General features: G+C 61.4%; 10 protein-coding genes. All 10 read right to left on the reverse strand.

Annotated features, from left to right (window positions below):
* Window positions 1–211: 211 nt before the first annotated feature.
* Window positions 212–874: a hypothetical protein gene (locus KTAU_RS11745; RefSeq protein WP_151728554.1), complete on the reverse strand. Its 663-nt coding sequence runs from the start codon at window positions 872–874 to the stop codon at window positions 212–214.
* Window positions 875–1,454: 580 nt separating this feature from the next.
* The gene (locus tag KTAU_RS11750) at window positions 1,455–1,976 is read right to left on the reverse strand and encodes a hypothetical protein (RefSeq protein WP_151728555.1); all 522 of its coding nucleotides are present in this window, start codon (window positions 1,974–1,976) and stop codon (window positions 1,455–1,457) included.
* On the reverse strand, window positions 1,973–3,217 hold the full coding sequence (locus KTAU_RS11755) for an amidohydrolase family protein (RefSeq protein WP_151728556.1): 1,245 nt from the start codon (window positions 3,215–3,217) through the stop codon (window positions 1,973–1,975). Before KTAU_RS11755 ends, KTAU_RS11750 begins: the two co-directional genes overlap by 4 nt.
* A gap of 41 nt (window positions 3,218–3,258) precedes the next feature.
* Window positions 3,259–4,017 (reverse strand): ABC transporter permease, encoded by a 759-nt coding sequence (locus KTAU_RS11760; RefSeq protein WP_151728557.1) that lies wholly within the window; start codon window positions 4,015–4,017, stop codon window positions 3,259–3,261.
* Between the two features lie 80 nt (window positions 4,018–4,097).
* Complete coding sequence (locus tag KTAU_RS11765) at window positions 4,098–5,045, reverse strand: ABC transporter ATP-binding protein (protein WP_170293236.1); 948 nt, start codon at window positions 5,043–5,045, stop codon at window positions 4,098–4,100.
* A 47-nt stretch (window positions 5,046–5,092) separates the two neighbouring features.
* Window positions 5,093–6,802 (reverse strand): SagB family peptide dehydrogenase, encoded by a 1,710-nt coding sequence (locus KTAU_RS11770; protein ID WP_151728559.1) that lies wholly within the window; start codon window positions 6,800–6,802, stop codon window positions 5,093–5,095.
* Window positions 6,789–7,970 carry a thiopeptide maturation pyridine synthase gene (locus tag KTAU_RS11775; RefSeq protein WP_151728560.1) on the reverse strand — a complete coding sequence of 394 codons (1,182 nt, stop codon included), beginning with the start codon at window positions 7,968–7,970 and terminating at the stop codon, window positions 6,789–6,791. Before KTAU_RS11775 ends, KTAU_RS11770 begins: the two co-directional genes overlap by 14 nt.
* A 15-nt stretch (window positions 7,971–7,985) precedes the next feature.
* Window positions 7,986–9,014, reverse strand: coding sequence for a thiopeptide-type bacteriocin biosynthesis protein (locus tag KTAU_RS11780; RefSeq protein ID WP_170293237.1), 1,029 nt, complete (start codon window positions 9,012–9,014; stop codon window positions 7,986–7,988).
* A 4-nt stretch (window positions 9,015–9,018) separates the two neighbouring features.
* The gene (locus tag KTAU_RS11785; protein WP_151728562.1) at window positions 9,019–11,811 is read right to left on the reverse strand and encodes a lantibiotic dehydratase; all 2,793 of its coding nucleotides are present in this window, start codon (window positions 11,809–11,811) and stop codon (window positions 9,019–9,021) included.
* Between the two features lie 14 nt (window positions 11,812–11,825).
* A complete protein-coding gene (locus tag KTAU_RS11790) occupies window positions 11,826–13,451 on the reverse strand; it encodes a SagB family peptide dehydrogenase (RefSeq protein ID WP_151728563.1) in 1,626 nt (541 codons plus the stop codon).
* Window positions 13,452–13,468 lie beyond the last annotated feature (17 nt).

Genomic DNA, 13,468 nt, shown 5'->3' on the forward strand with positions numbered 1-13,468 from the left:
GATCATCACAACGCAGAGCTATTCTCTTGGCAAGCCTGCTGATGCTGCAAGCTTGTCAGCGTAATCGCTGGGGATAGCCTGTGTAGGAGAGGAGGTTTCCCGCTTCCATCTTCCAAATCAAGGCCCTGCCCGCAGGCCATCACGAAAAGGCAACCAGCGAACGATGAGCTGGGCAGCCCGAGCAAGAAGGAACTATCTCCCGTGCAACTCCTCAGCTGCACTGGCCACTCGGCCCAACCAGCGGAGAACGCACAACGTTCGGACTGGAGACAAGCACTCCACCAGGTTCAGGAAAGGTATGGTCGGCAGGCAAAGCACCGCTCCAGGTGAAAGAGTACGTTTGCGTCGTGGTTCCAGGCCCAACGATGAGCGTTTGGGTGTTGTCGCCGCCACTGCGGCCATTATCCACAGTATAGCCAAATTTGATGACTCCGCCCATACTCTCCGGAGCGATATGGAAGGTAGCCGTATAGGTCACCGTCAGATTCGTGCCACAATGCAGACCGGCGATCGTGCCAGGATTAACGCTCATAGTGACCGACGTCACGCGGAAGGGAGCCGGAGTACACAGACCGGCTGGCTTGACCGGTGTCGAGATGAGCTGGTTGGGGCTGGTGACAAGGACCCCGCCAAGGCCGGGAGCCGTGTGATCCAGCGGCAGAGATCCATGCCAGCTAAAGGAGAACGTCTTTGTGGCTTGTCCCGGCAAGAACTGTAAACTGGCGAGCTGCTCCGAGCGCCCGTTATTTATGGTATATGCGAATTGAACAGTATGAGTGCCCTGGTCAGGAACCACATGGAAGGTAGCCGTGTAGGCCACCGTCAGCTCCGCGCCGCAGCTCTGGCCGGCGATCGAGGCCGGGCTGACAGCCATCTGGACTGAGGCCACCCTGAAAGCGGTCTGCGCCGTCGAGACCGGCGTGGCAGATGTCACAGTCGAGCTGGCAGGCGGCCTAGCACTTGTGGCGGACGGCGAAGCCGCAGCACCTCCCGTAGAAGAACTCGGCAAGGAACCGCCGCAGCCTGCCAGGAAGGTCAAAACGATCAGAAAAAGGAAAACAACTTTCACACTATTTTTCATAAAAAGATCTCATTTCTTTTAAGCGAGGCTTACATCAGGATAGGCACTACAAGCTACCTTTCAGGAGCGAACAAAAGAGAGGCTGCTGTTTTAACGCCCTCAAATCTCTCACCAGAGCCTGAGTATAGAGTATCACAGTCCATCGCTCACTACTGTGAAATCGGTCACACTTCGCCAGTGCTACTGACTGGCGGTGGCCGCCAACCTCTTTCCGGTCAGTAGCCTGACTAGCAACAGGACCGCGCTCTCAGCGCTCGCGGAGCAGAGCCAGAGCAAGAGACGCCCGCCGCCGCGGGCCTGGCCAGGGTGGGTACTACCCTGCCAGCAGCCCTGACGCAAGCTAGCAGGCAGCAGGGGCATCTCAACCCTGGCCTCAGCGGGCTGAGCGCCGGCCAGGGTCCGCTTGACGCTGTCGCCGCCTCACCAGCAGGAAGCAGGCAACCAGCAAGAGATCAAGGCCCAGCATGGCCACATAAAAGCCGGCCCCCAGCACGCTGCGCTTCAGCAAGAGAGCCAGCGCCCCACTATAGAAAGCCAGCACGTCTTTGCAGGTCACGATTGTGAGCGCCCCCAGCAAGATAGCGGCCACGATCTCCCAGCCAACGCGCTGGTCAGGTGCCAGCCAGCGCCTGAGCAGCACCAGCAGGACCAGCACAGCGCCAGCCAGCAAACAGAGACCCTGGCCGCCCAGCAGACCAGTCTGCCAGCCGCTGAGCACCAGCACAGGCGCGCCAGGGCGATTGAGCACACTATAGCGCCAGGGCAGAAAGACAGAGATCAGCAACGCCAGGACCCCCAGAGCAAACAGCCCTTCAGCCACGCTCACCGCGTTAAAACTGAACCGGCCCTGACGGCGCTGGAGAGAAGAAAGCGGAAGCAAGTTTTCTTGACTCACGACACAGACTCCTGAAACGAAGCTGATGGACGCTGACGACGAAAAACAGAAGCAGGGCGGGCAGCGACACAGCAGCCAGCTTTGAAGACGGCCTCTATCTGCCGGAGATTGTTGGGGTGCTCCAGCGGATTGGCCCGGAGCAGCAAAAGATCGGCCTGATAGCCGGGACTCAGGTGGCCCAGCTGCCCACCACGCCCGAGCTGTTCCGCAGCGCAGCTGGTGGCGCCAGCGATAATCTGCGCTGGCGGAATGCCAGCCGCAAAGAGCAGCTCGCACTCCCGCAGAAGCCCGGCCCCGAAGGGAACGCCCGGATTGCCAGCGTCGCTGCCCACACCAATGAGCACCCCATTCTCGGCGAGGCGTCTGGCGTTCTGCATCGCCTGCCCCAGAAAACGCGGTGCCAGTTGCTCAATAGCGGCCAGCGTCGGCACATAGCAGATTCGGCGGCTTCTCAGTTGAGCAAGCAACTCCGGGCCACAGGCATCGATCTCGTCACAAACGATGCCGTGCTCGATGCCATCGCAGCCCACCTGCACTGCCTCACGTACATCGGCAGCGGTCATTGTATGAGCGACGACCTTCAAGCCACGAGCGTGGGCAGCGGCCACGATCGTCGCAAAGATCTCAGGGCGCAGCTTGGGAACCTTCGTCTCCTCCTGGGGCACGATCAAACAGGCGGTAGACACTACTTTGATGAAGTCAACCCCGCTGGCGGCGAGCTGATCAACCACTGCGCGCGCCTGCTCTGGCTCGCTCAGCTCGCGGGTAGCTGCCCGCCGCAGCGCGCTCAGCCCGTGAAAGAGGCCAATGGTCGGATGCCCACCGGGAGCAGTGAGGAAGGGACCAGCCACAACGAGATTGGGAAAGAAAGGACTGCGCGCCACCCCCGCGCGCAGGCGGAGCAGCACCTCTGGCCAGCCCCCTAGATCGCGCAGGGTGGTTACCCCGGCCCCCAGAGCCTGCCGTCCATGCTCGGCCAACAGACGACGAAAATCATCGCTCTCCTCGATACGCTCCTCGCCAGGCGAGGTAACATGCGTATGCATATCGATCAGACCAGGCAGGCAGTAGAGGCCAGAACAGGGAATCTCTTCCCCTTCTCCCTTGAGCGGCAAGCGAGCGCGGCTATCGGTAATGGCCTCGATGCTCCCTCCTCGCAGCCAGAGATCGCATCCCTTCCTGACACCTTCCTGCGACGCGCCCTCAACCAGGCAGACGTCGCGCAGGATCGTGTAGCTCATGCAGCCTCCCTCACCTTGAGATGACTGGTCGTGGACCTCACTCAGCGCAGCATGCGGAAGAAAGCCGCCGACAGACCCAGAGCAGCGGCACAGTATAGCAAACAGCCGACGATATCGGCGAGCGGCGCGCTGCCAGCGTTGCCCTGCAACATCGCACTGCGCAGCAGCTCGGCCACCATGTAGGAGGGCGTAAAAGGAGCGATCTTGGAAACAATATCTGGCAGAATCTGCAGAGGTAGCAGAATACCAGTCAGAAAGGTCAGCAGAATGTACAGGCCCTGGCTGATGATATTGCCAATCTCCACGCGGTCCGTGAAGGAGGCAATAACTTGCCCCAGCAGCAGAAAGACGGCAGAGCCGAGGACAATGAACAGCAGCGTTAGCGGTGTGTAAAGCGGGTTAAACGTGAAATGAAAGACCAGGCTGCCAACAATGATCGCTACGATGGTCTGGACAACAATCACCAGCACCTGGGTGCAGGCGCGCGCCAGCATCACCTCCCACGGCGCCGTTGGCGTTACCAGAATACGCCTGAAGATGCCCCGCTCACGCCAGGTGATCATGGCTGTGGAGTTCCCCATGAGGCCGGAGGCAATCATATTCATCACGATGATCCCTGGCAGCAGCCAAACCGAGTAAGAGACGCCGCCACTGCCCGGCAGCGGAATGACATTCTGGCCAAAGACGAAGCCGAAGAGCAGCAGCGAGCCTGTCGGGACGAGCAGGCTAAAGAAGAGCAAAGTGCGACTGCGAAAAGCCAAAATAATGAAAAAACGAAATTCAGTTATAAAGCGACGCATAGGCGTTTCCTTTCCCGTCTCAAATGGAGAAGCCAAACGACGCCGGACAGAGCCAGACTCCAGCAGGGGCCGATCAGCTGCTAGTCCGCTGGCCCGATGCTGCGGCCCGTCAGCGAGAGAAAGACATCTTCCAGGTTGGGCTGACGAATGGAGACGTTTTGCGGACGGCTCCCTAGCTCCTGGCCGATCTCCTCCAGCAGGGCCAGGACGCGCTGCGGATCAGAGGTCTGCACAGTGAGGAGTCCATCGTCGCCGCTCACGGTGTGGACAAATTCCGCTGTCTGCAGCTGCTGCAGTTTCTCGGCTGGTAGATAGAGACTGGCGCGCACCGTTGAGAGATTGCCCATGCGCTCGATAAGCTCGCGCGGCGTGCCCAGAGCCAGAATCTTGCCCTGATCGATGATCCCCACACGGTCACAGAGGACCTCGGCCTCCTCAATATAATGGGTCGTCAGGATGATGGTCTTGCCTTCACTCCGCAGCCGGCGCACGCTGTCCCAGATATGATGGCGCGCCTGGGGATCAAGCCCGGTGGTCGGCTCGTCCAACAAGATGACCGAGGGCTGGTGGACCATCGCCAGTGCCAGCGTCAGACGCTTCTGCTGACCGCCGGAGAGTGTGCCGATGCGGGCATTGCTCTTCTCAGCCAGGTCAAAACGCTCCAGCAGCGCCAGGGCCTCGGCCCGCGTTGGAAAGGTGTTGTAGAGTGCGCCGTAGAACTGGACGGCTTCAACCGCCTTCAGATCGGTGAAGAGCGTTTCATCCTGGAGCTGCACGCCCAGGAGGCTTTTCACTTTGCGCGGCTGACGGGCAACATCATAGCCACTGACAGTGATCCGCCCCTCTTGAAAGCTGATGAGTCCCTCGATACAGGAGAGCAGAGTGGTTTTTCCGGCCCCGTTGGGGCCGAGCAGGCCAAAGCATTCGCCGTTGCCGATATGCAAGGTGACCCCATCGAGAGCCTTAAGACTCCCATAGGATTTGTGTACATTCTCTATTGAGATGATCGCGGCACTGTTCCCGCTCACGACGCTGACCTCCTTACGCTCAATGGTTGGTGCATGCAGATTCTCCGCTATCCTTCTGGCAATGCCGCGGCTGGAAGAGCCGGTAGCGGTATCTCATAATATTGACCAGCGAGGCGCTCGGGAGCGATCAGCACCTGAGCCAGCGCCGTCGCCCCTCTCTCAAGGCCAAGCAGATTGTTTACTCCTTCAATCGAGTAGGCCAGGCTGGTATGACAACCCAGGCCGAGCAGCGCGGCAGCTAGATAGAGGCGCTGAATGACGCTTCCTGCCAGCATGTTCTGAATACGATACCAGCGGGGTCCATAGCGGCGCACCCCTTCGCTGTACTCTCCGACCGGAAAAATGTGCAGATTGATGTGATAGACATTATGATATCCGGTGTGAGCTACCATTTGCTGTAATTGTAGACGACTATCTCCTGACCTGACAAGCTGCCAATGGCGAGCACTGGGAGTGTAACAGTAGATACCGGGATCGAGTCCCTGCACGCCAGCGACAATACAATAGAGCAAGAGACGAGGTAGATAAGGCGCAGCAGGAGCGATATCGCTCTGCAGGCCACGTCCAGCGGCATAGAGCAACTGAGCGCACTGTTGCTCACTGATGCGCCCGGGCCGAAAGTAGTGGCGCGCTGAATGGCGCAGCGGTGTACCTCTGGCCAGCTCTAACCCGATATCATCGCTCAGCGCCACACTAGACCCTGCAAGCGGTCCCCGCAGGCCCCCCTCCGCATCCTGGTCCTGGCCTGTTGGCTGGCCCTGGGCACGCGTCTTGATCAGCGAGGCGTGATGCAGGGCGGCTGAGAGCGGCAGGCTGCTGAGGGGCTGAAGACGCGCCCGCTCGTCCCCGTCCGTTCTCCTCAACTGGGGAGTGGGTCCTTTCTGCCAGCGCGGCAAGGAAGCGCGTGGACCGCGGGGCGTATCCCCAAGGCTGAAGACAATGACCGCATAGGCGCTCTCATAAGCCTCGTCCAGGTTCAACAGGGCATTGACAGCGCTGTCTACAAAGCGAAAATGAACGCTACTCTTCAGCCCGTAATAGCTGCCGACCGCCAGCGACTGACCCAGCACAATTCCCAGGTCGAGACCTTGTAGGCGATAGGCAAATTCGCCATATTTGAAAGCGTTCTTCCAGAAGAAGCAGCTCAGGACCAGCGCGAAGTCGGCAGCGCAGGCTGGCGACTCTAGCAGCGCTTCCAGCAGCCTGTTCAGGAAACGATCGCTCTGCTCAGGGCGGGCGTCGGCATCCTGGATCACATCCAGGGCATGATGGACGGGATCATAGTGATAGACGCCGGCTGGCAGGGCCTGGGCCGGGCCGATAACGGCATAGAGTTCGCAGGGATAAAGGCCCCCGCCGGAAGGCACAGGGCGCAGCAGATCCTGCTTGAACGGATGCTTGAGCGGATCGAGGATCGGCAACGTGCTCCCGGCGGCGATGGCGTTATAGCTCTCGGCCCCTGTCCAGCGCTGGCGCGTCAGACCATAGATATCGGCCAGCATCTGGCCGAACTGAGCGCCCCCAAACGGCTGGCGGGCTTGCTCCGCACCGGCTTCTGAGGCGGGCGGCGTCAGATAAGCAAGGCGCAGGCAAGCGCAGCCACGATAGATTTTATATTTGAGCGGCGCATGCTGCCAGTCAACCACCTCGCGATCCGGAAAGTGCTGCGCCTCAGCCATATAGCGCTGCAGCACTGGCGCCAGCGTTTCCTGCGGCAGCTGCTCATGCGGGTAGAGCGCGCGCTCAGGCTCCTGCATGCTGTCTCCCTCCTTTTCCTGGCCAGGGGGGTGGCCCGGACAAGGCCCCTTCGCTGAAGGCCCTCACCATGTCAACGGCGCTGATCTTGAAAGCCTCCTCAACTGCGTTGGCGGCCAGATGACAGAGCAGAAAACGATCGATCGGGCGCAGACCCAGCCGACTGAAGTGCAGGTAGAGCAGGTTCAGCACAAGCCGATAGCTCTGGAACCAGGGATCGCCGTAGAGGGCCTGCTTGCGCTGCTGATCACGCTCCAGGGCACTATGGAAGGGGCTGGCGGCCAGATTCCTACGGACGGGAGGGCCGCCTCCGTCATCCGTCTCCAGACCTGCTGCGCTCAGATCAATCTGGCCGGCGGCGATCAGTTGAGCAGCGCGTTCTTGATAGCGCTGCATCAGCTGTGACCAGGTCAGGATGAAAGGAAAGGTATCTTGCTCCTGCTCCAGGGCAGCCAGCAGCTGCCGAAGCCGGGCAACCAGCGTTTTGGCCTGCTGCTGATAGCGATCCTCAAGGAGGGCGCGCATCCGAGCGGGGTCGGCGCTGGCGATGATAAAGCCCTCAGCATGAGAGCGATAGGAGATGAAACCACGGGCGATATGCTGGCCTTGCCGATGGGCCACAGTGACCATCAGGTCGAAGCAGAGGGTCAGCAGCGAATGGCCCTGACGCCGGTGAGCCAGCATGGCAAAGGCCAGGTCATTGGTGTCAACGTAGAAATCTTCCAGCAGGCTCGCCAGCGCCTCGGAGCCAAGGACGTGCAGGCGACGGTCGTAGGGCAGATACTGGATCGAGTTATCGGGATAGAGCGGGAAGAATGGCCCGGCTTCCTTCTCTTGGCGGGCCAGCGTGGCGTAGAGGCCTTTCAGCTGCTCCTCATCCAGATGAGCGCTGGAAGGGTGCTGGCGCAGATAGCTCCCCACGATCGATTCGATGAGCGGCTTGAGCGCCACAGCGAACTGCGTCGGCGAGCAGTAAAAGCGCAGGCGAAGATGAGGGCCACGCAGCCAATGACGCACAAAGAAGAGCCGTGTCGTAATGGGCCTGGCCTGAACAAACAGCGGCTGAACGCAGTCGAGGAGCAGGGCATCCTTCTTCTGTTCATCGTAATAGTAGACATGGACACTCTGCCAGTCACGGCCTTCAGCATAAGCAACGCTACTGCTAGACATAGCTTGCTCCTGTCTCTAGAGCTGCCTGCCGGGAAGCGGCTCGGGCTGCCAATCAGATCCGCTGGTCTGTCCACCTTCGCGGAGCGCACGTTTGAGCAGATGGAGAACGTAGGCCTCTTCGAGGAGCAGCAGACCGAGGCGATTATTGTGCATATGGGCACAGCGTAGCAAAATATTCAACGGCGCGCTGACCGGTCTGGCCGGCGTTGTAGGCGCCTGGGGGGAGACCAGCAGACCGGCCTGATCCAGCTCCCACAGCCTGCGGTAGAGCCGGCGAATGGAGCGCAGCCAGCGCATGAGAAGCGTTGCAGAGTCGTCGAGATCAGTCTCCTGCTGAGCAGAGAGGCGCAAGAGCTGCTCGCTCAGTTGCTCAAGACGCTGGCGCTGCTCTTCGTACTGCTGATCAAAACGGGCCAGCAGGCGAGTACGCAGGCTGGCGGGCATCCGCTCCCAGGAAAAGTAAAAGTGCTCGATCACCTGAGCTGTTGCTGCGCGCGTTGGCGTAGCCAGGGCGGCGGTCAGGAGCATCGCTGCCACGCTATGAGCTGTGCGCTGCCTGCGATCGGCGTCCTGGGTCAGCAGCGCCAGGGCAATGGCGCTGGACTCCCCGAAATGCTCCTCGACGGCGGCCATAGCCTGCCGACCACCGTAGTGCTCATATTCCGGCACATAGGGCAGAAAGTGCAAGCTGTTATTCGGGTAGAGCGGACCGGACTCAGCGCGACCATACTCCATATAGGCGAGGTAGCCACTGATCTCCTCGTAGCGCCCCACGTCCAGAGAGTCGGGGGCTGGATGCTGCTGGAAATAGCGGGCAGCGGCCTGGCGAACCTCATCCATAATCTGCGCTGAGGCGCTGGCTGTCTGTGGCAAGAGACGCAGGCGAAGATGCGGGCCTCCCTGCCAGTAGCGCACAAAGAAGGAGGAGGCGATCAGGCCGCGCTGCTCCAGGTGAGTGAGCAGCGGCTGTACGCAGCCCTTGAGGAGTGCACTGAGATCGCCGTGATAAAAGAGATGGGCGCTGATCCAGCTGCGCTGCTCCATGCTCTCAGGCTCCTTCGCTGTTAACTTCAAAGACATATTCGCAGACAGAGCCACCCTCACGAGCAGGCAGCAGGTCGGTCTCCCCCGGCAGGGCTTCCTCCAGCAGCAGGCCGAAGCTGCCCTTCGTGATCAGGTGCTCGAAGAGACTGAGCGAGAAATAGCTTTCAAAGTCAATGTAGACCGGCTTGCGCTCCTTGCTGAGCGAGTAGGCGGTTCCTTCACCAGGCCCTCCGGCAGCCTGGAAATCGAAGGGATTGACACGCAGAAAGCAGCGCGCCGGTAGCTGATACTGCGCGCGCCAGCGCTGCACCTTCAGAAAATAGTCAAAGTGTGTCTCACCTGTCTGACGAGCGGGCAAGCAGGTCGGAGGCAGGTGCCAATGCGCACGATCGAGACAGATGCGCCCTAAACAGGTACGTGGCCTGTAGCGTGGTTGCCTCTCGCCAGCGTCCTGGCGATCGTGCCTCAAGGGTTGATCGAGCAGGAGCAGGCGCAGACTCCACAGGCGCTCGCCCGGAGTCTCGCCGAAGGCCCACAGCAGGAAACGGTAAAGCGGTGGCAGCCAGTAATCGGACATCTGCCCCAGATGGATCGGCAGCAGCTTACAGTTCAGGCGCCGGGAGATCAACAGCAGTCGCTGGCTGGCTGGATCGTGCTGAACTAGCAGGTCGCTCAGAGGAAGCAGCCGTTCGCGACTGCCGCCGCTCGGACAGCCAGGATAGGCGATCTCGTACCCACTGTCAGGCAAGCGCAGGTTCAGGTTAGAGCCGAAGACGCCTTGAATGGCGATCGGTAGAGGCTCCTCAGCGCTGGCAAGGGCCTGGCGTCTGTGCACCTCTGCGTGCTCCGCATCTGGGAACGAGGGAGCAAGGTGAGCCTCCAGGTAGCTCAGGCGGCGCAGGCTGCGCCCGAAACCGCTCTGGATGGAGTTCAGTACCAGGCCACGCTGACCATCCTGCCAGTAGAGCTGGCAGTAAAGGGCCAGCGAGGGCGGCAGCTTCACAGACGCCGGACAGTGCTCCAGCAGAGCACGCAACCGCTGGCGATCCAGGAAGCGGACACCAGAGCTATCGGGGGACTGGTCGGCCACAAAGCGCGCTACCTCTTGACGCAGGGCCATGACGCGGCTCAGCTCCTCCTGCTCGAAGGTGCTGCCGGCGAAGAGAGCGGTGAAGAGCGGCAGCGCCTGAGCTGTACTGAGGACAGTCGACGGTGTCAAGAGCGCCTCCGCCGGGGCATTGCGCACTGCAGGCGCGAGCTGCTGGCTTTCGCGGGAGCAGTCGGCGTAAAAGGTCAGCAGATCGACCGTGGCGCCCTCTCCATAGCGCCGGCTAAACCAGGTCGCCAGTGCCAGGCGTCCCGTCAGCAATGGATCGAAGAGGCCGGCTAGCCGCTGAACAAGGGCCAGATCAGCCAGGAAATCGCTCTCCAATGGCGGCAGACTGCTGCCGGGTGCCTTCTCCAGGAGCGTATTCTCGTAGATCAGATTCTTGGCCGGCAAGGCAAAGCCGGGCTGCTCGCTCAGGCCCAGCTCCGCCAGGAGACGCTCCAGAAGAGCGCGTAGCTGCTGCAGAAGCGCATAACGCTGATGCGCCTTGGCAGCCTGCTCGTAAGCGGCCAGCGTCTCAAGCAGCTCCAGCAGCCGCGCACGCAGGGCCTGCACCTGGGCCTGATCGATAGGAGCGAGGATCTCGCAGAGGCGCAGCAGATAGTGATGGGCCTGCTCAGGGATGGCAAAATCGAGCTGCAACAGCCCGCGCGCGATGAGCTGATCGAGAAAGCCCGCCAGCTCCTGCCGGCGCTCCTGCGGGTCCAGTGCGCTGAGCGCCTCTAAGAGTTCTCCATAGGTCAGCGGCTGCCGGCGCTCAACCAACCGGAGCACAGTCTGCAGGGTCGCAGTGGAGCGCACCGTTGCCAGGCTCTCGCGGCCCAAGTCATCCCGACTGATGAAGCGCAGGACGCCGGCATCGCTGACGAGGGAAGGATTGACGCTCACACTCAGATAGGGGCGGACGGCAGGCCACCGGGCCAGCGCGCGCGCAATGTGATGCACGAGCAACATATTGAGTTCGATAACACTGCGACCATGCTCCGGCTCGCCCTGCTCAGCGACAGCAGCCGTTACCTCCTCCCGCCGTGCCTGCGCCGGGACAAAGCGACCGCGGGCCAGCGCGGTAAAAGTGCTATATGGGCTGGTTTTGGCGGCCATGCGCGTGAGGTAGTTAAGAAGCCCATCCTCCAGCTTGCGATCGAGATAGCGCCCGGCCTCAGCAGGAGCCGCCGCCAGCCAGCGGCAGCAATCCAGATAGAGGCTAGAACTGGCAAGGAGCAAGCCCTGGAGAAAGCGCTCTTGACCAGCCAGGGCGCGCAGAGCCGCCCGGCGCTCTTCTAGCTCCGTGGCGAACAGGCGGCGAGCTTCTGCCAGCAGCACAGTGTGCTGCTGGAGCATTTCCTGCCAGCGCATGATCGCTGCCTTCAGCTCAGCGGGTAAGAGGGCCAGCAGCTCTGGAGCCAGCTGTGCCGGCGCTGGCTGGCGACCCTGAAAGATCGCGCGCCGCAACTCGATCAGCAGCTGGCGTGGCCGGCGTAGCTCAGCACCGGCCAGTGTGCCGATTACCGCGTGCAGTTGCTCCGAAAGCCGGGTCCCGCTGCTGCTCAGCCTCTCCTCAAGGAGGAGGAGATTTTTGATCAGCTGCAGGCTGCGCTCAAAGCGCAGTGTCGCCAGAGCCGTCAGCGGCAGGCCGGCCACCCGTACGACATATTCCGCCGCCACGGTGCAGGTGTGCTGCTCTTTCATGCCTCCTCTTCTCTTCAGAGACGAATGCTGTGTCGATAGCGTGCCCCAGCCCCCGCGCCAGGGCGTTCATAGCCGAAGGCGATCAGAAACAAGGGCGTCTCGACGCGCTCGCGCAGATGCAGCAGCTCCGCACAGCGGTCGAGATGATAGCTATCGCTGCAGCGCGCCACCAGGCCAAAGGCCGCGCTCAGAACCGAGAGACGCTGCGCCACCAGGCCACACTCCATATTCATGATGCGGTAAGCGCGGTTCCCCAGCGCCGCGCTGAGCGTGCCGTAGCTGGCAACCGGATAGGCCACAAAGGGGGCGCTGCCGCAGTTGACAGCGGGCGTACTGTGAATGGCCTGAATCTGAGCAGCCACAGCGCGCTGCTCAACGACATGCAGGGCGCCACAGCTCCCGCAGAGACGATAGATGCCCGCGGGCACGTCAGCGACATTATTGAGCGCCAGAAAAAGCTCCAGGGCGGGTCGCCTCCTATCCACCCCACCGAGATCGCTGGCGTAAGGGACCAAACTGTAACGGACAATCTCCCAGAAAGCGACCCGGCTCACAGGTCTATACAGGGGGAGGAAAAAGACGTCGCCCGAGCTGCGCTGGTAGAGAGCCTGGACCAGCTCAAGCTCCTCTGGCCAGGGCGCCGGTGCCTCTAGCGTAGGGAGAGACTGGTCACAGGAGGGTGTAGCGGGCGGCAGCAAGACCGCCAGCTCGGCGCTGCTCTCCAGCCGCGAGTGCTGGTCGATCTCCAGCAGCTTCTGACAGCGCTCGCGGTCAAGCGCGCTCAGCTTGATATGAGCGGGGGCGATCGGCTCGATCTCCTTCAGCAGAGCCTCAGCGCTGATTGCGGGGGCAGGCAGTGTCTTCGTCGCCTGTCGCTCGCTCTCGGCGGGCGAGAGGACTACGGCGGCGAAAGGACTCTCCTCACCATCCTCCAGGCCCAGCAGATGGATGAGAACGCGGTCGAGAAACTGATAGTGGACTCGGGCCGCAATACCCAGTACACCGCAGACCAGCAGAATATTGCCGACCACCATTCCCACCTCCTGTGAGCACAGCCGGTAGGAGAAGTTGCGGTAACGGAAAGCGTTCTTCCAGAAGTAAGCGCTGACAAAGAGCACCCCCAGGCTGTCCGTTAGCTCGCAGCCGAGGGCGGCGCTCAGCACAGCGCGATAGTCACCCTGTCTGAGGGCAGCCAGACAGTGATGCAGGTTGTCATAATGATAGAAGCCTGACGGCACAGGCTCCGCCGCCGGCAACCAGGCATAGAGTTCTGCCGGGAAAAAGCAGCGGGCAGAGGCAACCAGACGATGGAAGGGCCAGCGCGCATCGAGGCCACTGTCATGGCGCGAGAAGCCATAGCTGTAGTAAAGCAGGCAAGAGAGTATCTGATCATCCAGGGAGCGCGGCCCCACCCTGCGGTGGGTGTCCTGCCCCTGGCTGACCAAGGCCCGCCGTAGATCGCCCAGGGAGAGCGGAAGGCGCTGGTTGAGCGGATAATGAGGGACGCCACGATAGACCTTGAACTTGAGTGGCTCGCCAGGCATACCTTCCTCGCCCTGACCCTCAGCAAAGAGTTCCGGCAGGCCGTAGTACGTGGCCTGCAGATAGCGCAGACCGATCTCACGATCTTGATTGCTCATAGGCGCTCGCTCCTTCC

The sequence above is a fragment of the Thermogemmatispora aurantia genome (assembly GCF_008974285.1).
Lineage (GTDB): Bacteria > Chloroflexota > Ktedonobacteria > Ktedonobacterales > Ktedonobacteraceae > Thermogemmatispora > Thermogemmatispora aurantia.